General features: G+C 47.6%; 20 protein-coding genes. 6 read left to right on the top strand and 14 right to left on the bottom strand.

Features of this window, described 5'->3' with window-relative positions; genetic code table 11:
• Window positions 1-11: 11 nt before the first annotated feature.
• The 3 genes from L0659_RS14520 to L0659_RS14530 form a co-directional block, all read right to left on the bottom strand.
• Complete coding sequence (locus L0659_RS14520; RefSeq protein WP_235126936.1) at window positions 12-3,620, bottom strand: SusC/RagA family TonB-linked outer membrane protein; 3,609 nt, start codon at window positions 3,618-3,620, stop codon at window positions 12-14.
• 30 nt (window positions 3,621-3,650) lie between these two features.
• Entirely contained in the window at window positions 3,651-4,538 is an 888-nt protein-coding gene (locus L0659_RS14525; RefSeq protein WP_235126937.1) for a FecR family protein, read from the bottom strand.
• Window positions 4,539-4,644: 106 nt separating this feature from the next.
• The gene (locus L0659_RS14530) at window positions 4,645-5,163 is read right to left on the bottom strand and encodes an RNA polymerase sigma factor (protein ID WP_235126938.1); all 519 of its coding nucleotides are present in this window, start codon (window positions 5,161-5,163) and stop codon (window positions 4,645-4,647) included.
• Window positions 5,164-5,331: 168 nt separating this feature from the next.
• Between L0659_RS14530 and L0659_RS14535 the strand changes: the two genes are divergently transcribed.
• The gene (locus L0659_RS14535; protein ID WP_235126939.1) at window positions 5,332-6,330 is read left to right on the top strand and encodes a bestrophin family protein; all 999 of its coding nucleotides are present in this window, start codon (window positions 5,332-5,334) and stop codon (window positions 6,328-6,330) included.
• Window positions 6,331-6,350: 20 nt separating this feature from the next.
• Here L0659_RS14535 and L0659_RS14540 read toward each other — a convergent pair whose 3' ends face one another.
• From L0659_RS14540 to L0659_RS14555, 4 genes are all read right to left on the bottom strand, one after another.
• Window positions 6,351-6,929 carry a YdeI family protein gene (locus L0659_RS14540; RefSeq protein WP_235126942.1) on the bottom strand — a complete coding sequence of 193 codons (579 nt, stop codon included), beginning with the start codon at window positions 6,927-6,929 and terminating at the stop codon, window positions 6,351-6,353.
• Window positions 6,930-6,968: 39 nt separating this feature from the next.
• Window positions 6,969-7,403 carry a VOC family protein gene (locus tag L0659_RS14545; protein WP_235126945.1) on the bottom strand — a complete coding sequence of 145 codons (435 nt, stop codon included), beginning with the start codon at window positions 7,401-7,403 and terminating at the stop codon, window positions 6,969-6,971.
• A gap of 78 nt (window positions 7,404-7,481) precedes the next feature.
• A complete protein-coding gene (locus L0659_RS14550) occupies window positions 7,482-7,742 on the bottom strand; it encodes a YafY family protein (RefSeq protein WP_235126947.1) in 261 nt (86 codons plus the stop codon).
• Window positions 7,743-7,785: 43 nt separating this feature from the next.
• The gene (locus tag L0659_RS14555; protein ID WP_235126948.1) at window positions 7,786-7,929 is read right to left on the bottom strand and encodes an HTH domain-containing protein; all 144 of its coding nucleotides are present in this window, start codon (window positions 7,927-7,929) and stop codon (window positions 7,786-7,788) included.
• 172 nt (window positions 7,930-8,101) lie between these two features.
• On the opposite strand from L0659_RS14555, the gene L0659_RS14560 reads away from it, so the two are divergent.
• Complete coding sequence (locus L0659_RS14560) at window positions 8,102-8,773, top strand: NAD-dependent epimerase/dehydratase family protein (protein ID WP_235126949.1); 672 nt, start codon at window positions 8,102-8,104, stop codon at window positions 8,771-8,773.
• Between the two features lie 62 nt (window positions 8,774-8,835).
• Here the strand turns inward: L0659_RS14560 and L0659_RS14565 are convergent, their stop codons facing one another.
• Window positions 8,836-9,276, bottom strand: a complete 441-nt coding sequence (locus tag L0659_RS14565) for a nuclear transport factor 2 family protein (RefSeq protein ID WP_235126951.1) — start codon at window positions 9,274-9,276, stop codon at window positions 8,836-8,838.
• Between the two features lie 107 nt (window positions 9,277-9,383).
• On the opposite strand from L0659_RS14565, the gene L0659_RS14570 reads away from it, so the two are divergent.
• Window positions 9,384-9,587 carry a hypothetical protein gene (locus L0659_RS14570; RefSeq protein ID WP_235126953.1) on the top strand — a complete coding sequence of 68 codons (204 nt, stop codon included), beginning with the start codon at window positions 9,384-9,386 and terminating at the stop codon, window positions 9,585-9,587.
• Between the two features lie 38 nt (window positions 9,588-9,625).
• Here the strand turns inward: L0659_RS14570 and L0659_RS14575 are convergent, their stop codons facing one another.
• From L0659_RS14575 to L0659_RS14600, 6 genes are all read right to left on the bottom strand, one after another.
• Window positions 9,626-10,177, bottom strand: coding sequence for an HPP family protein (locus tag L0659_RS14575; protein ID WP_235127113.1), 552 nt, complete (start codon window positions 10,175-10,177; stop codon window positions 9,626-9,628).
• A 204-nt stretch (window positions 10,178-10,381) separates the two neighbouring features.
• On the bottom strand, window positions 10,382-12,223 hold the full coding sequence (locus L0659_RS14580; RefSeq protein ID WP_235126955.1) for a RagB/SusD family nutrient uptake outer membrane protein: 1,842 nt from the start codon (window positions 12,221-12,223) through the stop codon (window positions 10,382-10,384).
• A 24-nt stretch (window positions 12,224-12,247) separates the two neighbouring features.
• Complete coding sequence (locus tag L0659_RS14585) at window positions 12,248-15,433, bottom strand: SusC/RagA family TonB-linked outer membrane protein (protein ID WP_235126959.1); 3,186 nt, start codon at window positions 15,431-15,433, stop codon at window positions 12,248-12,250.
• A gap of 190 nt (window positions 15,434-15,623) precedes the next feature.
• Window positions 15,624-15,998: a hypothetical protein gene (locus L0659_RS14590; RefSeq protein ID WP_235126960.1), complete on the bottom strand. Its 375-nt coding sequence runs from the start codon at window positions 15,996-15,998 to the stop codon at window positions 15,624-15,626.
• Between the two features lie 153 nt (window positions 15,999-16,151).
• Entirely contained in the window at window positions 16,152-17,216 is a 1,065-nt protein-coding gene (locus tag L0659_RS14595; RefSeq protein WP_235126961.1) for a nitronate monooxygenase family protein, read from the bottom strand.
• Between the two features lie 30 nt (window positions 17,217-17,246).
• Window positions 17,247-17,390: a hypothetical protein gene (locus L0659_RS14600; RefSeq protein WP_235126962.1), complete on the bottom strand. Its 144-nt coding sequence runs from the start codon at window positions 17,388-17,390 to the stop codon at window positions 17,247-17,249.
• 140 nt (window positions 17,391-17,530) lie between these two features.
• Between L0659_RS14600 and L0659_RS14605 the strand changes: the two genes are divergently transcribed.
• The 3 genes from L0659_RS14605 to L0659_RS14615 all read left to right on the top strand — a co-directional run bounded on the left by L0659_RS14605 (window position 17,531) and on the right by L0659_RS14615 (window position 21,983).
• Window positions 17,531-18,409 carry a sugar phosphate isomerase/epimerase gene (locus L0659_RS14605; RefSeq protein ID WP_235126963.1) on the top strand — a complete coding sequence of 293 codons (879 nt, stop codon included), beginning with the start codon at window positions 17,531-17,533 and terminating at the stop codon, window positions 18,407-18,409.
• An 84-nt stretch (window positions 18,410-18,493) separates the two neighbouring features.
• Complete coding sequence (locus tag L0659_RS14610; RefSeq protein WP_235126964.1) at window positions 18,494-20,737, top strand: heavy metal translocating P-type ATPase; 2,244 nt, start codon at window positions 18,494-18,496, stop codon at window positions 20,735-20,737.
• A 118-nt stretch (window positions 20,738-20,855) separates the two neighbouring features.
• On the top strand, window positions 20,856-21,983 hold the full coding sequence (locus L0659_RS14615) for a metallophosphoesterase (protein ID WP_235126965.1): 1,128 nt from the start codon (window positions 20,856-20,858) through the stop codon (window positions 21,981-21,983).
• Window position 21,984 lies beyond the last annotated feature (1 nt).

Here is a 21,984-nt window from a genome sequence, read left to right on the forward strand (position 1 = left end):
GTGTTTTTAAATTAGAATGTAAGTTGAAGACCCATCGAAACACTTCGGCGATAAGGATAAACCCGTCCGAAAGTCGCACGATCGATCGTAGAATTGCGGAAATCCACTTCGGGATCGATTGGAATGTCGAGGTTGTCGAATTCAAATAAATTCTCTCCGTTCACGTATATCCGCAGGTTCTGCATCTTGATCTTCTGCGTCAGCCTTGTTGGCAGTCGGTAACCAAAATTCATACTCTTCATTCTGAGGTAAGACATATCGAGCAGATATTTGTCCTGGATCAGGAAGTTCTGCGTGTTGTTGGATTGTCCGGTGTTGGTCGGGCGCGGGTAAAAGGCATCCTGCCGGTCGGGTGTCCAGTAGTCCATCTGGTGCGCGTACATGGCATCATTCGGATTGTTTCCGGGGATAAAAATAGAGCCGGAAGCCCACAGATCGCGTTTGCCTACGCCTTGCATGAACACATTCAAATCAAAGCCTTTCCAATCGGCGCCGAGGCGGATTCCGTATTGATAGCGGGGCGTGGAATTTCCGATCAATTTCAAATCACCGTGATCGTCCAGGCTGCTGCTGCCTGTGAAAATTGTTCCGTCGCCATTCAGGTCTTTGTATTTAATGTCACCCGGGCCGTAGAAAAATGTTCCTGCTTCGTGCTTGGTCTGGTTAGGAATGCCATCTTTCAGAATGTAATGACCGGCGGCGTCTGTGATCAGCGAGCCATCTGTGTTTTGCTGAAAATCGTCATTTCTGAAAAAACGGTCCGTTTCATAACCCCAGATCTCGCCCAGAATTTTGCCCTTGTAATTTCCGTTGACCAGATTTCCGTCAAACTTCGTAATCTTTTCTTTGAAATCAGACAATGATAAACCTACACTGAAATTGAAGCCACTCGCCAGACTTTGCCGCCAATCGAGCGCGATTTCCCACCCTGTTGTCTGCATTTGACCATAATTCCTTCTTGGAGGCGTTGCGCCGAAGCTGCTCGGAAGCACAATTCCGCCTGTGATCATATCGCTTGTGGTGCGTTGATACCAGTCGTACGTAACGGCCAGACGGTTGTTGAAAAGGCTTGCGTCCAGACCGAGATCTAGCGTGCTGATCTTCTCCCACGTAAGCGCAGGCGGCACGAGCGAGGGCGTCGCCACAGTAACCATATTGCTCGTCCCGATCCACCAGTTTGAGGCAGAGGATGCCATAGTAGGACGGAACGTGGTGCTGCCCACATCCGTATTCCCCAATGATCCCCAAGATCCGCGGATTTTCAGGTTGTCAAGCACCGGTTTGCTGAATGACATAAATGGCTCGGCTGTAAGCACATATCCTGCGGAAACGGATGGGAAAAATGCCCATTGACTATTGTTTGGGAAGAATGATGAGCCATCGTAACGACCATTGACTTCGAACAAAAACTTATCGTTAAATGTATAGTTGATCCGACCGAAATAACCCTGCGTAGCCCAATGTCCTCTGAATCCATCCACATATTGATCGCCCGTGGCAAGCGGCAACTCTCCGTGGGTTTGATCCAGTAAACCGCGTCTTTCGGAAGATTGGCCCCATCTTTTGAACAAATCCAGGTCCATCCCCGCCAGGAATTTAAGCGAATGCTTTTCCACGTCTTTGGAATAAGTGGCGAATGCTTTGAAAGTGTGCATTTCATTCCAGTTGGAATTGTACTTTACGCGGTCGTAAGTGGCAGCAGTGTAAGGTTCGTATTTCAAAGGCACACCGTTCCATTGGTTCCAGGCCGTAACGGTTCCGCCGACTTCGCGAATGTGGTCATTGGTGTTCGAATAGGTGTAATTGGCATCGATAGTAAAGTCTTTTGCCAGTTTGAACTGTCCGCCAACTGTTGCCCGGATGAAATTGGAAGTATAATTGATCATATTGGCCTGCTGAACCTCCGTTACCACATTTCGGAACGGCTTGCCTTCGTAAGTGCCATATGGGTAAACCGAATGCCAGCGATACAGATAGTAAAGCGGGTCATAAGTTGTTCCGCCGAAAGAGAATGGACTTTCCGCTACATTTTTGGAGAGTAACAGTTTGGCGTTCAGGCTAAACCATTTGTTCAGATCAGAATTAATGCTGAATGTGCCGCTATAACGTTTGAAAAGGTCTGTTTTCTCTTTCAAAACCCCTTCCTGGCCCATATAACCGAGGCTTACATTATAGCCGGTCTTATCATTTCCGCCTGTAAAGCCCAGATTATGATTGCTTTGCGGCGCCCACTTGCGCATATACATGTCGCCCGCATCCCAGGGGCGATAGAAATATAGCCGACCGTCCTTGATCTCGAAATCGCGACCGAGCACCATTTCGTTACCCAACTCCTGGCCGCCGTATTGCGCTTCCCAATCCCTGATTTTCTGAATGCTTTCGTCGGTAAAATACATCCCAACCGTTCCAAATGTGGTTGCCGAAGGGTTATTACGTTTGGCAGCGAGCAATGCATATTCAGGTCCGTCCGCTGCGGGAGCGAGTTTAGGCGTATTTGTAGGTGTGGTTTGTGAAAAATTTGCAGAGTAAGAAATTTGATTTCTTGTATTCTTTTTGCCTGATTTTGAAGTGATTAGAACAACGCCCCAGGCTGCGCGACTTCCGTAAATGGACGTCGAAGCTGCGTCTTTCAGGACCGAAATGGATTGAATGTCGTCCGGATTAACGAGTAGCAAACTCTGAATTTCCACGTTATCCAGCAAAATAAGCGGCTGCGCGCCGTTGCCGGCATTCAGCGAGCCAACCATTCCGCGGAGACGGATCTGCGGGCTGCTGCCCAGATCGCCGGTTGTTGTGGTAATCGTCAAACCCGGGACTGCTCCCTGCAATGCCCGGCCAACGTCGGTTACTGGCCTGGATTGCATCGTTTTATCGACATCAACCGTGCTGACCGCGCCAGTCAGGTTGGCTTTTTTCTGCGTTCCATAACCCACAACGACAACTTCGCTGAGGCTTTTTGTGTCTTCTTTTAATGCGATAGTGAGGTTTGTGTTATTGCCAACCGGCACTTCCCTGGATTGAAAACCAATGTAAGAGAAGATCAGGATATCTGATTCTGAGTCTACATTGATTTTGAAATTCCCGTTTTCGTCTGTTAAAGAGCCATCCGAAGTTCCTTTTACCAGCACACTCACACCGGGTAAGGGGCTGTTTTCAGAATCAGTGACCTGGCCTTTTACAGTAATGTTCCTTCGCACATTTGCAGAAGGCGTTTGCGCTGGTGTTAATGGCCGGTTTGTGAGACTTTCCAATGCGGCCGGCTGCTCTTTGGTTTTGAAAATCACAATGCTTTCCTCCGCTTCCCGGAACGAATAATGCGTGTTTTCCAGCACCGTTTCCAGCACTTCCTTCACCGTAGTTTCCTGAAAATGATTGCTGTGGACCTTTACCTTTCTGACTTCTTTGTTATTGTAGGAAAAGTCTATATCACTTGCATGGCTAATTTTCTCAATCGCCTTTTCGAGTGATACATCCTGGAAGCTGACCGTAACTTTTTTGCTCATAAGGCGCTGGCTGTAAGCATTTTCTGCCAGCAATGTTCCCGCCGTGGTAACCAGCACACCCAACGCGATCAATCCGGCCCTCATGACTGTGACTAGTTTAGTAGTTGTTCTTTTCATAAAATAGCTAGGTATAGTAAATCTTCATTCTCACTGACAGCCTTCTCCGCTTACGATCACCTCCTTTCCATTGATTTCGTAGCGGATCGGCTGAATTTCACTGACCAGATCCATCACACTTTCCAGGCTCTGGTGTGTGCTGAAACGAATGCTGTTTTCGCATTCTTTAAATTTTTGCCTATCAAAGTGAATGCTCACCCGATAGGCATTTTCCACAGCTAATATCAAATCTTCAAATCGCACCGACTTTAATATCACATTCCCCGATTTCCAATCGACCGTCTCAGTCGCTTCCACCAGCGTTTCTTGCTCATTTCCACTGATTTTATCAAAAACCACTTCCTGATCTTTTTCCAGAAGCGCAAGCGGCTCGGCACCCCGGGAAACGGCCACCTTCCCGCTCACGACTGTCACAATTTCGTGTGTCAGTTCCTGATAAGCTTTCACCCGGAACGACGTGCCGAGGACCCGCGTGTCCAAATGGGAACTGTGCACCGTGAAGGGCGCCGTTGTGTCCCGCTTAACCTGAAAAAATCCTTCTCCTTCTTCCAAATACACTTCCCGGGTTTCACCGAAAGTTGCAGGATATTTAAATATGCTCGCTGCATTAAGCCATACATGCGAGCCGTCCGGCAGGGTTACTTCCCGCGTTTCGCCGGTCGGAACAGTGATGGTGATCATTTCCTCAACACCGGCATTATTTTTAAAAAACTGGTAAATTCCTGCGGCCGAAAGCATTATAAACGCTAGGGAAGCAGCAACGGCATACCAATTTCGCCAGATGAGTTTTCGGTCTTTGTCAAATTTTAACGTCTTATCGATCCGGGATTTGATTTCGTCCGCGTTCGGTTTCAAATGATTCTGATCGTCCGAAGGCGGTTCCAGTCCAAGGCTTTTATAGAGGTCGTCAATGTCCATTGAGTGCGGTTTTTTAATGTTCCTTCGCGAAGTAAGGACCATAATGGGTGCTTATCAATGACATGACGGATCAGCCGGAAGCCGGTACTATGGACCAGCAAAAAAATTATAGATGCAGTTCTTTCAGCCGGAGACGACGGATCGCATTACTGATCTGATTTTTGACTGTTTGGGGAGATAGGGAGAGTTTTTGGGCTATTTCAGTTGTAGACAGATGTTCCTGCCGGCTTAGCAAAAATATTTTTTTCATATCCGAAGGCAGGTTTTCCACTTCGGCCATCAGCTGCTTTTCAATGTCATCGGAAGCAACCACGTCGAAAAACTGGTTTTCAGTGATCGTTGTGTTATCGATAATGTCCTGCTGCACAAGGAGTTGAAAGGCAGTTTTCCGGCTCAGGTCGATCAGCCGGTTTTTCAGCATGGTATGAAGATATCCGATAAAAGTGCTGTGAATGGTAATTTCCTGCCGCTTGTTCCAGATTTCTACGAACAAGTCGTGCACCAGATCTTCGGCGAGCGGCGCATTGTGCAGTTTTTTGAAGCCAATGTCATAAATCACTTTCCAATAACGCACATACAGCTCATTGAAGGCATTCCTGTCATCCGCATCCTTTAACAGATTCATTAACGCTATGTCTGATAAATCCTTCAAATGGTTATTGCGGATGATGAAGTAAGTGTTCAGGAAAAGAGGCCTCTAACTTATGCAAAATGATCGCATGTTACAAACTGTCTTTCGCCGAAAACCTGTATTTTTATCGCATTCACTCACCTTCAACATGGCCGTTTTTATATGTATGTAAATCGCTACCTGTCCCCGCTTATTGTTTATTACTACTCCTGGCGAATGGTGCTCTTTTCACTCTTCACAGGCTCCATGGCTATTTTCGTGTACACATATATGGACTGGAAATGGGTTGCTATCCCTTGGTTACCAGTGTCTTTGATCGGTACAGCCACCGCTTTTTTTGTAGGTTTTAAAAACAATCAATCTTACGACCGCAGCTGGGAAGCACGCAAGATCTGGGGCAGCATTACCAACCATAGCCGCTCATTCGGAGCGGCGTTACGGGCTTTCGCTGCGGAAGAGAATCCGGATGTAACGGATGAATGTGATGAAGTTAAGGTTATGATCCATCGCCACATTGCCTGGCTGTATGCCTTGAAAAACGCTATGGCGCAGCGCACAAGCTGGGAACACAAGGACCGAGCGAGCAAGCGCCAGCGTGAAGCGCTGCACGGAAAGCAAACGCCCTGTGAGGTTGAAATCGAGAAATATCTGGCTGATAATGAGTATGATGGACTTAAAGGCAAGAAGAATCTGGCAACACAAATATTGGATAAACAATCCCAGCACCTGGCCAGGATGAGGCAGTCGGGTAGGGTGGATGCTTACCAGCACGTGGCCTTGCAGAGTCTTATTTCGAGCTTGTATGACGAACAGGGAAAAAGCGAACGGATCAAAAACACGCCTTTTCCCCGTCAGTATGCGACGACGTCCAATTTGTTTATTTTCGTTTTCATGACATTGCTTCCTTTTGGGTTGCTGCCGCAATTTGTGGAGCTGGGAGAGCGGTATATGATGTTGCTGATTCCGTTTAATATGATCGTTTCCTGGGTTTTTATGTTCATGGAATACGTAGGCGACATCAGCGAAAATCCTTTTGAAGGCCTGCTGAACGACATTCCCGTCGGCACCATTGTCCGCAACATTGAAATAGATTTGATGGACATGCTCGAAGACGAGCGGACCCCTGAGAAATTGCAGCCTTATTTTGGAGCATTGTTTTAAAAAATGCCTTTCAAAAGATCCTAAACCTTCGCCCGAACATTCTCAGCCGCTTTTTCTGCCGTGAGGAGAACGCGTTGCTGGCGTGTTTCAGGTCTTTTGGCATCTGAGATCCAGGTTAGGATCAGCCGTTTGGCAGATGGCGGAAAGGCCAGGAAATTTTTAAGCGCTGTTTCATTTTGGTCGAGTAATTCCTGCAAATCCGTGGGAATTACCGAGTTTTCCGCGTCGACGAGCGCGTCCCAGGTTCCTGTTTTTTTGGCCAGGTCGATCAGCGCCTGGCCATGGGGCGTCATGAGACCGGCTGCTGTTAACCGCTCCACACGCTCCTTATTGACGGCGCTCCATTTGCCCGAGGCTTTTCTGGGCGTGTACATCTGGTAAGTACTTTCTCCGTCCCGTTTGACGGATTTGGAGTCGATCCATCCGTAACAAAGCGCTTCTTCCACGGACTCTGCGTAATATACGCTCGGGGTTTTGCTGGTTTTGTGATAAATGATCAGCCAAACGGATTTCTCCGTCCGGCCATTTTGTTCAAGCCATTCACGCCATTCCTTTCGGGTTGCCGCGTAAAAGGCCTTAATGTCATTTTTAGTTTCCATGTTAGGCAAATGGGCTTTTTTTGTTAACAATGCAGGCGGTCACTGCTGGTTCTTGGAAGCCAGAATGTCCAGGTAATGTTGGTTGTACATAATCCCAAGCACATTTCCGAAGGGGTCGACGACCGAAGCTGTAACAAAACCTTCGCCGCGAACGGTGATCGGGTCATAGGGTGTGGCTCCTCGGGCCAGTAAATTATCCCAGGCCTCATGAATGTCGTCCACGTGCCAGTGCATAATCGCCCCGCCTGGTTTTCCGTCGCCGGGGCCATTGGGTGCCCATTTGCTATCGATAATGCCGAGTTCATGCTGGTAATCGCCCAAACGGAACTCAACATAAGTAGGATTTTCGGTATCAGGACGTTGGAAATAGGCATCAATGCCCAGAAATTCAGTATACCACTTTCTCGCCGCTTTCACGTCTGCCGCGTAGATATTAAGCGTTGCCATTCCCCGAAGTGTTTGTTGGTTAGCCATTTTGTTGTCGTTTTTAGGTTTAAATTTTATTTCCCTACAAAAATAAAAGGCACCTGCGACAGCCCTATGTCAGGGGTGTCAGGGCTTATTTTGAGAAAGTTGAAAATATTCCTGCAACAACATTTTGTGCGGCTCAAACTTCTCATTCAATACAGTAAGGTTCCTGATCCGATCCAGCCGAAATGTCCGGAACGCTTTGCGCAGGCGGCACCAGGCTACCAACAGCCAATTTTCCTGCGTGCTCAGCAAGGCAAATGGTTCAATGTTACGGGAAGTGGTTTCGTCGGTGTCCGGCGCATAGTAATCGATTGTTAACACACTGAATCGTGTCAGCGCCAATTGCAAATCGGCGAGGTTTGCGCTAGTCCTGTCATTGTCGGCATTATGCCCGAATATCCCGGTAAATGGTCCGGACGCTCACAGAAAATTTACTCGCCAGGTCAGGCGCTGTGATCAGCCGTTTGGTTTGTAATTGAGTCAGAATGGCGGTTAGCCGGGAAAGTCGTTTGGTATCGTTGTCTATCATTTCATCGATGGCTAAGACGGCTAAGTTAATGACTGTCAGCCAAACTTCGCCGCCTTAATGACCATGAATGATGAAATTGCCATCCCGATTGCGGGGCTATTCAAATGCACATTCAGGCACTATTCCTTTAAAATTTCATTAAATTGATCAAATTCCATTTCGAAAAACAACTATGAACGCTGATATGCCAGGGAAAAAGGCCATTTTGTTCGGAGCAAGCGGCTTCGTGGGTAACTATTTATTGGAAGGGCTTTTAAGCGATCCTGATTATGATCAGGTGACCATTGTGGTGCGCAAGAATTTAAATGTAGCCCACCCAAAACTGAAAATGCTGATCGGAGATTATCATTCCTTGCCCAATCTCAAAGATCAGATCGTTGCGGACGAAGTGTATATCGCACTCGGCACTACAAAAAAGAATACGCCGGATCAGAAAACGTATTATGAGGTGGACCATGATTACCCGGTCCTGGCTGCGCAGATTGCCAAGGAAAAGGGAGCGAAATCCGTTTTTCTGGTTTCGGCCGTAGGCCCGGACGCAAGTTCCAGTATTTTTTATATCAGGACAAAAGGCGAAACGGAACGGGACGTCGCCGCATTGGATTTGCTTCACACGCACATTTTCCGGCCATCCATGATCATGGGAAACCGCAAGGAAACCAGGCCTATGGAAAAACTATTCATCAAAATATTCTCCCTACTCAATCCACTGCTCATCGGCCCCGCACAAAAATACCGCGGTATTGAAGGCAAAGATATCGCAAAAGCAATGCTAGCCGCCGCCAAGAAACCCGCAGGGAAAGTGAAAGTTTACGAGTGGAAGGAAATGAATGCATTGCTTTAAGCAATGTTGATCACCGCGAAATCGATTTTGTTGATTAAATCATTCCTTCCATCGCTTCGCCACTATTTCAGTTCCATCAACGTCTCGTGGCCGTTGATGGCTACCCAGAGGCCTTTTCTTTTGATGTAGACGTCTGAATAGACGTTTTTTCCTTTCAGGATTTTTTCCTTGTCCCTTAATACGAAGCTTGTGTAGGCGGTTAGGAGGCCTACGTTGTTGACGATTTGGAGGTCCATGCTGTCGATGGTGACGTTGATGATCTGGCGGTCAGGTGTCAGCAGGTCTTTCAGGACTTCGTTTTTGGAGAGCTTTTTACCGGTTTGCGAGATCATGACGAAATCATCGGCCAGGATTCGGCTTACTGCGGCGGTGTCGCGTTTGGGATATGATTGCAGCCATTGCGTATTCAGGTGCTTAATAAGCGCGCTATCGTCTCCCTGCGCTAAAACAGGCGTGGCAAAGAGCAGCGAAAGGCATATGATGATATTGAGTGATTTTTTCATCGTGCGTTTTTAAATTTGTTTAACCGAATGTAGCACACAGGAGGTGTATATCAAAAACAGGCACGCACAAATCGGCCGTTGCAACTTAAATAGGGTTACCTTAGCATATGAAAATCAAAATATTAGCAGCAAAAGATCTTCCGCCACCGAATTCAGTACTGAAATTCAGGATCAAAAATACGACCAACTGGCGGGTTGGTTATACAGATAATGATAAAGGAGATTTTGTCCAGGAAGTTGGCGGGATCACTTACAGTTATTCCTGGAACCAGATCGATGAATACTATCTCACAGAGCCTGTGTTGCCATAATGGCTGATTGAGTCTGGTGGTTCAGTAATGTTGCGGCCCTATCTGTATCTGCGCTGCCAGATTTTATACCAGTTTTTATTCTTGGGATAATGCCTGTGCGCTGCACGGTTATTCACAAAAAGGGCGACCAGAAGCAAAACAAGCACGCCGGTCAGCACCGGGCTGAACACATATTTATATCCCAGACTGGTAATCTTTTCCGAACCAATGTTTGCAATTAAGGCCGTAGCGCCTCCCGGCGGGTGCAATGTCTTGGTGATCTGCATAAAAACGATCGATAGCGAAACGGCGAATGCAGAGGCGAGCCAAATATTGCCAGGAATGATCTTGTGCACGGTAACGCCCACAATGGCGCAGATTAAATGTCCGCCGATCAGGTTCCGCGGCTGAGCCAGCGGACTATTGATAATGCCATAAATCAAGACGGAAGATGCCCCGAAGGAGCCGATCAGGAACACATTGTCGGCTTGGGTGAACTGGCTGCTGTTGATAAAACCAATAAGCGCAATGCCTAAAAACGAGCCGACAAATGTCCAGAAATGATCATTGAAATCAATGAGGGTTTCTTTATAAATCACATATCGCGCCATGCGGACGTGCTTCCTGAATCGCTTTCTCAATTTCTACTGATTAATTGCTTCCTTGAAATCCTGCAAATATAACGCTTGGTCCGCGCATTCGTTTAGGGTTAACATGGTTATACGCATTGAATTTTTGGTTAAAAAAGCAAAAGGGTCCCGAAACCGGAACCCTTTGCAAGCACTATTTATGTTTAACTATTGTGATTTTATTTGTTACTCGGGAATAGTAGTCAATGCAGGAACATTGCTCTGGAATCCGTTATAACCTTTGTTCTGATTGATCCTTCCTTGGACATTGCCGTCGATGGCAGACTGTGGCACAGGCCATAGCACGTGATACGGGCTCATGGTGTACTCATCTGCGTGGCGGGTTTTTACACCTTTGTTATAGAAATCGCTTTTCTCCATGACGCGGTCATAGTAATAGTTGTTGTCCGAAAAGCTTTCCATGTTATAAGTCTTGCCGTTCGGTGCTGGTTTGCCGGTCATGGCGAAAATGTAGGCTACGCGGGTAAGCTCTGTTTTGCGCGGTTCTTCAAAATACAATTCCCTCGCGCGTTCATCCAGGATCGTGCCGATATTGATTTTTGCTGGTGCAAGCGGGCTGCAATTGGCGCGCGTACGGACCGCATTAACGTCTGCTGCTGCCTTTACCAAATCGCCTTTCCAGGCGTAAGCTTCGGCCCTCAGCAGGTAAGTCTCAGCCAGGCGGAAAACGTACCAGTCAGTGTTACCGCCTTGTGGCTGAATGCGTTGCGGATCTTCGATGAACAATTTATAATTCGGCCAGTCGAACCAGCACCTGATCGTATCAATGGTTAGCAAGCCACCCGCAGCGTTTCGCATTTGAAGATTTTTCCCGTAATACGGGTCATTGATCTTCGCACCTTTAAGTGCCGGGTCATTGTACACGATATCTTCCATACGCGTCCAGTTGCCCGGCGCATGACGCAAATCTTTTTTATCATCCCAAACACCTTCCTGTGAATAATAGGTTGGGCGCACACGTCCGATCCCACGGCCGTACTTGCTTATCAGATCAATTTCGATGCCGTAAGTATCGATTGTGCCCCTGTTCCCAACCGGAGTGGTGATATTATTATGCCAGAACGGGACTGTGTTACGCATGATCTGAATGCCTTCCGGAACATTTCCATCAATGTTAATGCGGTCGATAACAAGCATTAATCCTTCCGTATTTGCGCCTAATGCCTTGTTTGCAGGCCTGTGCAGATCCCAGACAACATTGCGGTTTGCATTGCTTGCGTCCACGCCAAAACGACTCGTCATCAGTTTGTGCGTTCCGCCGTCAATCACGTTGCTTGCCGATTTAATGGCATCATCAAACAAGCCCAGCGCCAGATTAACCTTGGTCAGCAAATGGCTCACCGATCCTTTATTAACCGAACCCTTGTCCGTAATGGCAGGAACCCACTGTTCAGCAAATTCAAGATCTTCCTTCATTTTCTTCAAAATCACTTCCCGCTTCGTTGACTGGAAATCGAGCTTCGGGCCAATGACTTCTTCCAGGATTAGAGGAACGTCGCCGAATTGCTGGGTAAGCCGGTAATAGCGTGCTGCGCGGTGAAAGTAAGCGGCTCCCAGGATTTCATTTTTCTCCTGCTCACTTTTGTAAGTAGGTTGGTCAATGCGCGAAATCGCAACATTAGCGTATTTGATTCCCTTAAAGCCTTCGATCCAATACCAGCCTATGCGGTTGTAGTCAATGTGGTTCAGCTGCGCATCCGGGGTAATCAGCAGGTTCAAATTCTGGGCAGGACCCGATTTGTCTGTTGTTCCTTCCACGGCAATGTCAGAAAACACGGCTTCCGTTACCATCGGTGGTGCATCACCGTACCATTCCAGGCGCATGTTCCGCTCACAGGCAACCAATGTCGCGCGCAAGCCAGCCGGATCGTTAAATGTAATATCCGGATTGTAAAAAGATAATGGCTCCGGCGCGAGCCAGTCTTTCTGGCAAGCGAACATGGTCATGCAGCCGGCGATCAGCGCGGGAGCAAATATTTGTTTTGATCTGTTATATATCGTTTTCATTTCGTCAATTTTTGGAAGAGAATATTACAGGGTTATATCCAGACCCAATGTGAAAATGCGCGGACTTGGTACGGAGACATCCAGGTTCGTATTCTTGTCATTGTCCGTTCCGTTTTCAGGATCCCAGAAACTCCAGCTCGACAAGTAACCCAGGTTGCGCACGTTTCCGTAGATCCGCAGGTTTTGAATGTTGATCTTCTGAACAATCTTTTGCGGAATGGTATAGGCCAATGCCAGGCTTTCAAAACGGAGGAATGATTTGCTGCGATAAACGGCATAACCAGTGGCCGATCCTTCGCTCGAATACAGACGTGCCCATTCGTTATCGCGGTTTTCAGCAGTCCAGTAAGGGAATACATACGAGCTTGAACGGTCAGGAAATCCGGGGCGGTTTTTCATTTGGTTGAACTCGCCTTTTTGTCCCACATACGAATACATCATAAACGACGCATCGAAGTTTTTAAAGAGTTTAAACTCGTTACGGAATGTAATCCGTGCCCTTGGCGATTTGTAGCCCTGGAAAACCTTATCATCATTGGTATATTTCCCATCATTGTTGACATCCAGGATCTTGTGATCGCCTGGTTTAACACCATACTTCGCCGCGGCATCCGCCTCTTCGGTTTGCCATACACCGAGCACTTTGTAGTTCCAGAGCTCATCCACAGCGTGGCCGATAAACCATTTGTTGGTAATGTCGTCCGCTTCTTTTTGTCCGGTTACATTTCCTGAGGCATCTTTCACATCAACCATATTTCCATACAGTTTCGCGATCTTGTTCCGGTTCATCTGAATGTTCAATGTAGAACGCCATGAGAAGTTTTCGCGCTTCATGTTATTGGAGTTCAGGCTCAGTTCCAGACCTTTATTGTCTACCTGTCCCAAGTTATCCAACACAAAATCAAAACCCAGGACATTCGGAAGCGCCCTTTTTACAAGCAGATCTTTGGTTGAAGATTTGTAAAGTTCCAGGCTACCGTCGATGACCGTGTTGAAGAGCGAGAAGTCCAGACCTAAGTTGAGTGAGTTGGTGCGTTCCCATTTCAGGTTCGGGTTTTGCATTCTGTCTACATACAACTGGCTTACCTGAACCACCGTTCCACCTGAATTTACGTGCAGATATTTTCCTGTTGCAAGGTTGGATAATGCATCATAACGGCCAATGTCCCTGTTTCCGTTGCTACCGTAGGATACGCGAAGCTTACCATAGTTCAGCCAGCTTACTTTAAAGAACGGCTCATCCGTAAACACCCAACCCAATGCTGCTGAGGAGAAAAGTGCTCTCGGATTTTTTTGTCCGAATGCCGAGTAACCGTCCCTTCTTGTCGACAGCGTCACCATGTAACGGTCTTTAAAAGAATAGAACAAACGGGCCATTAATGCATCCGCTGTGCTGGTTTCGTCATTGCTCCACATAATCGGGGCGTTACCACCGCCAATGTTGTGGTAACCCAAGATGTCCGTTGGCGCGAAGCCCTTATTTGACGTACTATCATCCCATCTTCTGAAACGTTCTGCATTCGCAAGCAGGGTTACATCGATGTTATGCTTTTCCGCAATCGTCTTGTTCCATTTCAGGATGTTATCGATCTGCCAGTTAATGGTTTTCGTGTTGCGGCGTGAAGCGCGGCCGCCTTCTGCTGCCCATTCCGCATGTTTCGATGATTCCGCGTTATAACGGTGGTAAAATTCAAATCTCGGCGTAAAGTTCGCCTGATATGTAATGCCGAAGGGCAAGCCTACTTTGGCAAAAATAACATTGTTAATGGTTGTAGAACCTTTGTCACGATCGGTGAAGCTGGGTGCATAATAGGGGTGGTTTCCACCGCTGGCCTCCTCATTGGGTCTCCATTTATAAGTTCCGTCCGCATTGAATTCCGATCCCCAGGGTGAGAGGTTAGGGGCAAGGTTGTAATCAACAGGAACCTGGCTTTCGTCGCGGTCTGCAAATTGGGTGTTGATCCCAACGGTAAGAAATTTGTTCACTTTCCCTTCCAGGTTCAGACGCGCACGCACGGTGCTGTATTTATCCCCTACAACAATCCCTTCATTATTCAAGTAACCCAATGACATATAGTAAGATACCCTGTCATTTTTACCTGAAAGACTGATGGTATGGTCCTGGCGCAATGCCTTTTGGTAAATTTTGCTATACCAGTCCACGCTCCGGCCTGCTTTATAATTTTCTATCTCAACCGATTGAAGCCCCAGTCGTGTCAGCCAGACTCTTTCAGGATCATCCGCCGGCCCCTCGGTACCAAGCCATTGCTCCAGTGTTACGCCTGCGGGAAGGTTATTTGGATTGGTAAAACGGCTGGGTTGAGCCGTTGCGTTGATATTGCGCATTACTTCTCCGCGCCAGGTCAGAAAGCCTTCGGGGCTTAGTACTTCCTGATTTTGAGCTACTTCGGCAAAACCAATGTTGGTGTTTACATTGATGATCGTTTTGCCCTCCTTTCCTTTTTTTGTAGTAACCAAAATGACCCCGCTTGCGGCTTTTGCACCAAAAACAGCAGCCGAGCTGGCGTCCTTTAAAACGTCAACTGTCTCAATATCATTAGGGTTAATGTCTTCCAGACCACCATAATAAATGGCTCCGTCCAGAACGACCAGCGGTGACGATCCCGCAGTAAGGGAATTGGAGCCTCGCACACCCACATTACCACCACCTTTGGCGGACGCAGAAAAGCCAACGTTCATACCGGGAATATTTCCTCTTAAGACGTCTTGAACAGACTGCGGGTTTTCGTTTTCCAGCTTTGTGGCGCTGATCTGCGAAACGGCACCGGTGAGGTCGCGTTTCTTTTGTGTTCCGTACCCAACCACGACCACCTCTTCCAATGTTTTCTGGTCGGTTGATAAGGTAATGTCTACCACGCTGGCTGTTCCCACTTCTTTTTCCTGTGTGAGATAACCAACGGCGGAAAACACGAGTACGGAGCTGTTCTCGGGCACATTGATCTGGTACTTGCCGTCAACGTCGGTTGTGGTGCCATTTGTTGTGCCTTTAACCACAACGGTCACACCCGGGATGGGTGTGTTGTCTTCTTTTGACAAAATCCTTCCGGAAATTGCTTTGTCGATGGTGTGATGGGAACCGGCTTTCCGGTTTTTTGGCACATTGTTGGCCATTGCGGGGGGCAGCAGCATCGCTAGCAGCATGCTTCCGGTCATCACAGGTCGAAGGAATAATGTATATCCTTTTCTCATTTGTTTGGGTTAGGAAATGTTTCACATGAGCTCGGCATTTCGCTTCGCTATATCAATATTTCCAGACGAAATGCTACATTTCTACCCTTACAACCAAAATCAATTAAGTATAAAGTAGTTTATTTCAAACAAAAACACCGGCCAGAGACATGCCCTGACCGGTGTTTAAAGTTGGAATAATATTTAAATATTAATTTTTAGCTTCCTTAACAGCTGCAATCGGAAACTCACCATCTTGTGAAACGATCGTTCCTTTAAGCGATTCACCTTCCTGCATTAAGGTAACATTCAATACACCGCCCTGGAAATCAAGTTTAAAAGTTATTTTGCCCTGATCAACCACCAGTTCTTTCATTTCCATTCTTTCGGTTGAGCCCAGCGAGCCGCTTAGCTTACCGTCCTTCTCTTCAAAAGTCATGACGCCGGTTTCGTACTCAGGGGGAACATTGGAGACGGTATATTTCCAGTTTCCGACCAGGTCGTTGGCCTTTAAGAAGCCATGGGCCTGCACTGCAAACATACTGATTGCGAAAATCGCAAGGAAGAAGTACTTTACTTTCAACATAGCATTAGGATTAAGTTGTTTAACATGACTAATATGCAGCCAAATCTGCACCCGTCAAATTTAGGAAATCAATCCAGATTACTTCTAACCATTATTCTATTTTTCCGCAAAATTTTCCTGAATCGAAGCCCCGTTATTCGATTCATTACAATGTTATTCTGTAAATGCTTCATCGATCAGCGATTGCATAAACTCGGCCGTCGTTCCGGGTTTTAAATTCACCGCATTTTGTCCGGACCAGAAAATACTCAGCTCAGTCCGTCCCTGCGCCAGCGCCGCTTCCCGCAACGGTCCCATGAAGCGCGAGTGCAAGGGAAACGGGAGCACTTCGGTTCCATAAGACACTTCTTCCGTGACACGGTTACGGATCATCCGGCCCATCCGGCCCGTGAGTGATTTGGAGAGGACAGTATACCGCGACTCGTCCGACAGGAGCGTGGACCGGTGCGCGGGTGTGGCGCTGGATTCATCGGTCACCAAAAATGCCGTTCCGATCTGGGCGGCGTCGGCACCCAGGGTTAACGCGGCCCGGATGCCTGCACCGTCGGCGATGCCACCTGCGGCTATAATGGGTGTTTTGATCCTGGCTTTTAAATGCTGAACAAGTGCAAATGTGCCTGTCAGTGAATCAGGGGCTGGTTTCAGGAATGAAGGTCTGTGTCCGCCCGCTTCAAATCCCGATGCTACAATGGCATCGACGCCGGCTTGTTCCAGTGCAATGGCTTCGTCCAGCGTGGTTGCGGAGCCTACGGTTTTGATGCCAAGTCTGCGTGCCTCATCCAGTATGTCTTTGGATGGAATTCCAAAAATGAAACTGAAAACCGCAGGCCGCGCTTCGAAAACGGCTTCCACCTGTTTCAGGAATTTGGAAGGAATGTTCGTGTCTAAATCAGGAAGCGGAATGCTCAGCGAATCAAAGTAAGGTTTGAAAAGCTGCTTCACTTTTTCCAGCTTTTCAGGCGGGAAGCTTTCCAGGCTTTTATCAACATCTGAAACCCAGAGGTTGATGTTGTAAGGCTTACTTGTTTTTGTTTTGACTTCCCGGTCCGCCGCCAGAATTTGCTCCGGAGTCAGCGTATAAGCCCCATAACTGCCCAGACCGCCTGCATTGGAAACTGCTGCCAGAAGCGCAGCATTTGAAAATCCCCCGCCCATCGGGCCTTGCAAAATCGGATACTGAATCCCTAAAAGCGCTGTAATCCTTGTTTGATTTTCCATTTTTTCACACACTTATTTTTGAACATTTCCTTAACCCAAATGATGTCCTGCAACATGGCCGCCATCCAGATTGATGGTTTCGCCTGTTACAAAATTGCTTCCTGCCAGGTAAAGCGCCAGCTCTGCAACATCGCTCGTTTCACCAATCCGATCCACCAAATGCAGTGCAGCCATGCTGTCGGCGTTACTAATCTGCTCGTCCGAAAGGCTTGCCGCCTGGGCAATGTCTTCGCAGATTCGCCTTAAAGTAGACTATGAGGTAGAACCTCGCCGCGGCGCGCTTTATCATTTTGTCAAACCAAAACCCAGATCCCATGCATTACATTGACAGAAAGACATTTCTGAAAGAGTTATCCCTGCTGGCAGGCGCATCTGTCGTATACGGGCAAGCGGGCGCGGCAGAGTCCCGGAATAAGGCAAACTTCACACTCGGATTTGTTACTTATCTGTGGGGAAAAGACTGGGACCTTAACACATTGATCAAAAACTGCTCGGATACGAAAATAAGCGGCGTGGAATTACGCGTCGAACACGCTCACAAAGTTATGCCCGATCTGACTAAGGCTGAGCGCATTGAAGTAAAAAAGAAGTTCGCCGACAGCCCTGTGGAGCTGATCGGGCTCGGTACAAACCAGCAATATGATTACCCGGACCCGGCCAAACTAAAATCTTCCATAGAGCGCACGAAGGAATTCATCAGGTTAAGCGCTGATGTCGGTGGCTTGGGCGTGAAGGTGAAGCCCAATGCGCTTCATGGCGATGTTCCAGTTGAAAAAACACTGGCACAAATCGGTGCGGCATTAAGCGAACTGGCTGCTTACGCAAAGGATTTTGGTCAGCAGATCAGGCTGGAAGTACACGGCGAAAAAACCCAGGAACTGCCTAATATCAAGCAGATTATGGATGCAGCAAATCATCCGAATGCCAGGATCTGCTGGAACTGCAACAAAGAAGATCTCATAGGCGACGGCTTTCAGCATAATTTCGACCTCGTAAAAAAATGGTTTGGAGACACCATCCACGTCCGCGAACTGGACCGTACGGATTATCCTTACAAAGAGCTGCTTAGTAACCTGGCAAAAATGAACTACAAAGGCTGGGTTTTGCTGGAATGTCACACGAATCCTGATGACAAAGTGAAAAGCATGATGGAACAGCGCGCCGTTTTTGACCGGATGGTTAAGGAGGTTTGATGCAATAATTATACAAAGCATCGACTGAATTGTGTAAGACTTTGCGGGGCGGGCTGTGATACATTTGTAAAAATGAAAACAGCGATGGCAACGATAGTTGAAAACAATATAAAAGAAACCTTTCCCGTGCTGGGCATGTCGTGTGCGGCCTGTGCGGTGAGTGTTGAGAGCATGCTCAAATCCGTGAAAGGTGTGCATGATGCGGGCGTAAATTATGCTACGCAAACCGCCTGGGCGGAATATGAGGATACGGTCACTCCCCTCGAACTTCAAAATGCGGTGCGCGCGGTCGGTTATGACCTGGTTGTGAATGTTGAAGATCCGCAGCTAGTGCAGCAGGAAGCGCAACTCGCGCATTATAATGATCTGAAAATAAGGACGATCTGGGCTTCTGTGCTATCCCTGCCGATCGTCATCATCGGAATGTTTTTTATGGAAGGATCCGCCCGGGCGCTGCCTTATGGGAACTGGATCATGATGGCATTGGCTGCGCCGGTTGTGTTTATTTTGGGTAGGAGCTTTTTTATTAATGCATATAAGCAAGCCCGGCACGGGAGGGCGAATATGGATACGCTTGTTGCGTTAAGCACGGGTATAGCATTCATTTTCAGTGCATTTAACACATTTTATCCCGAGTTCTGGCATGCACGCGGCTTGCATGCGCATGTGTATTTTGAGGCGGCTGCCGTTGTGATCGCATTTATTTCGCTGGGCAAACTGATGGAGGAAAAGGCGAAGTCCAACACGACTTCGGCGCTTAAAAAGCTCATGGGTTTGCAGCCCAAAACGGTCACCATTATCAGTAGCGGAGTGGAAACGGAAATTCCTGTTGCCAGTGTCAAAGTGGGTGATATCATTGTAATCAAACCTGGTGAAAAGATCCCGGTGGACGGCCTTGCGACGGAAGGAAGTTCTTTTGTGGACGAAAGCATGATCAGCGGCGAGCCGGTTGCCGTGGAGAAAAGGGTAGGGGAAAAGGTGTTTGCGGGGACGATCAATCAAAAAGGGAGTTTTCTGTTTGAGGCCAAAAAAGTCGGAGGCGATACGATTCTGGCGCAGATCATTAAAATGGTTCAGCAGGCGCAGGGAAGTAAAGCGCCGGTGCAGAAGCTGGTAGACAAAATCGCCGGAATTTTCGTGCCCGTTGTGATCGCTATTGCGATTCTTACATTCATTGGCTGGATGGTTTTTGGTGGAGAAAATGCATTTACGCATGCCTTACTAACGTCGGTGACCGTTCTTGTCATTGCTTGTCCGTGTGCGCTCGGTCTTGCCACGCCTACTGCGATCATGGTTGGGGTAGGGAAGGGTGCAGAGAATAATATTTTGATCAAAGACGCTGAAAGCCTGGAACTTGCACATAAAGTGAATGCCATTATCCTGGATAAAACCGGAACCATTACCGAAGGGAAACCAGCAGTAACGCAAATGGTCTGGGGCGAACAAATCCGGGAAAAAGCGCTCTTCGAACAAATTTTATTAGCCATGGAATCGCGCTCGGAACACCCGCTGGCCGATGCTGTTGTGCAGTATTTAAAAAAGGGTGATGTTCAAAAAGTGCCGTTGGTGTCTTTTGAAAGCATTACCGGCCAGGGTGTGCGGGCTGTGAGTGAGGGTGTTACCTATTTTATCGGGAACAAAAACCTGATTTCAGAGTCTGGCGCGGTTTTGGGCCAGGAGTTGAAAGCAACGGCTGAAATGTGGCAAGCCGAAGCGCAGACAGTCATTTATTTTGCAAATAACAGCCATGTACTGGCGATCATTGCCATTGCCGATCAGGTTAAGGCGACTTCAAAGCTAGCCATTGAAAATTTGCAAAAAATGGGCATTGAGGTGTATATGCTCACGGGAGATAACAAGCAAACCGCCGCTGCTGTGGCTGAACAGATTGGTTTACAACATTATAAGGCAGAAGCGATGCCTTCGGACAAAGCGGATTTTGTAAAACAATTGCAAGCGGAAGGCAAAGTGGTGGCGATGGTTGGTGACGGGATCAATGATAGCCATGCGCTTGCGCAGGCAGATGTGAGCATTGCGATGGGAAAAGGCTCGGACATTGCGATGGATGTCGCCAAAATGACACTGATCACCTCCGACCTGAATATGATCCCGAAAGCATTAAACCTGTCCGCAAGAACAGTCAAAACGATCAGGCAGAACCTTTTCTGGGCATTTATATATAACCTGATCGGCATTCCAATCGCTGCGGGCGTGCTTTATTCTGTGAACGGATTCCTGCTGGATCCTATGCTGGCTGGTGCTGCGATGGCATTGAGTTCCGTGTCGGTGGTGGGGAATAGTCTGCGGTTGAAGGCGATGAAACTGTAAGTATTTGTTGCGTAAATGGTTGGGATAATAAGAACCAAAAGTGGCGGTAACCCGTTGTAAAAATGTGCATTTGCTTCGTTGCGATGCACATTTTGAATGTTCAGTTACTCGCACCTTAATGAATTCATTCCTTAGTAAGAAATACGACAAACCGGTTATCAAGAAACATCAGCCGGATGACTCCTACAAATTCCAACCACTGCCTGCGCCGACAGGAAAATATCCTTACCACTTTGATTTAGAGTCAGTTCAAACCTTGAACGACCGCAATAAGCTGGCATTTCACGTGCTGGGTGACACGGGCAGCGTTCGCAATCCGGACTTTCAAAAGCTTGTGGTTGCTGAAATGATCAAACAATATGAGCAGACAGATGGCACGGGCAAAGAACCCATGTTCCTCTATCATCTTGGTGACATTGTCTATAATTTCGGAGAAGCAAGTCAGTATAAAAGGCAGTTTTTTGATCCTTACCAAAAATATCCCGGACCGATTTTCGCGATCCCCGGAAACCACGACAGTGACGTAAATCCGGACAGCCGCGTTTCCTACAAAAGTCTGGACCCGTTCAAGGCCGTATTTTGTGATAAACAGTCTCAAACCGTCAGTTTCAGCGGTGGTGCGGAACGGAAAAGCATGACGCAGCCCAATGTTTTCTGGTCGCTCATAACGCCGGTTGCGCGCATTATTGGCATGTATGGCAATGTAACCAAGTTCGGCGTAGTTACGCCGGATCAGCGGAAGTGGTTATTGGAAGAGCTCAGAAGCGCCGATGCCGAGCGTCCTGAAAAGGCCATCATTCTTTGCATTCACCACGCACCATATTCTGCGGATATCAACCACGGATCGAGCCTGCCTATGATCCAGTTTTTTGATGGTGTTTTTGAACAAACGGGCGTGAGGCCGGATGTTGTTTTCAGTGGTCATGTCCACAACTACCAGCGCTTTTCAAAGCGATATTTTGATGGTAAAACCGTTCCGTTTATCGTTGCCGGAGGTGGCGGTTATGATGAACTTCATCCTGTTGCGTCCGTTTCGGATAGCCGTTTTACCGCCAATAATGCCGCTTTTAATCATGTGACCCTCGAAAATTACTGTGATAACAAGCACGGATTTTTGAAAGTCTCGCTCGAAAGAACAGAAAAAGGAATACGCATTACGAGCGAATTCTATACGCTTCCGCATGAAAAAACGATCGAACCAGGAATGAATGCCATCCTGGCCGACCGTTTTATTATCGAAACCTGAT

The organism is Dyadobacter sp. CY347 (genome assembly GCF_021502655.1).
Classification (GTDB): Bacteria; Bacteroidota; Bacteroidia; order Cytophagales; family Spirosomataceae; genus Dyadobacter.